General features: G+C 75.1%; 1 pseudogene. It reads right to left on the bottom strand.

Annotated features, from left to right (window positions below):
- Positions 1–404 (bottom strand): annotated as a pseudogene (locus tag FNQ90_RS26335) (serine hydrolase); the annotation flags it as partial.
- Positions 405–523: the final 119 nt, after the last annotated feature.

Genomic DNA, 523 nt, shown 5'->3' with positions numbered 1-523 from the left:
GTCCGGGTCAGCCCCCATCGGGAGTTCAGGGCATCCAGTCCCTCCGCGCCACCGATCAGCCGCCAGAGCCCGTCGGTGGCCGCGTTGTCGCTGTACCGGATGGCGGCGGATGCCAGGGCCATCTCCTCGGCGCTCGGTTCCCGCCCCTCCTCCTGACGCAGGAACAACAGCGCCGCCACGATGTTCACCTTGACGATGCTGGCGGTGTCGAAGGAGCCGTTACCGGCGGAGACCATCGTGCCGGTGGCGGGATCCACGGCCCGCACCGAGAGGCGTACCGGGGCGGGGGGATCGAGCGCGGCGAGCGCCGCCGCGAGACGGGTGTCCGCGTCCCGATCCGGAGCGGTACGGGGAGTCGGCACCTGCGCACCGGCCGTGCGGGCGGCGAGTCGATCGGTGGACACCGGGGTCGGGACGCCGGCGTTCCGCGGGTCCGGCGGACCGGGGGTGCCGATGACCGCGCCGCCGGGCGGGGCCACCGGGCCGTCGATCGGTGTGCCGGCCGACGGGACGTCCCCGGGCG

Origin of the sequence: Streptomyces alkaliphilus (genome assembly GCF_014141535.1) — a bacterium.
Lineage (GTDB): Bacteria > Actinomycetota > Actinomycetes > Streptomycetales > Streptomycetaceae > Streptomyces > Streptomyces alkaliphilus.
This window is presented reverse-complemented; position numbering and strand designations above follow the sequence as displayed.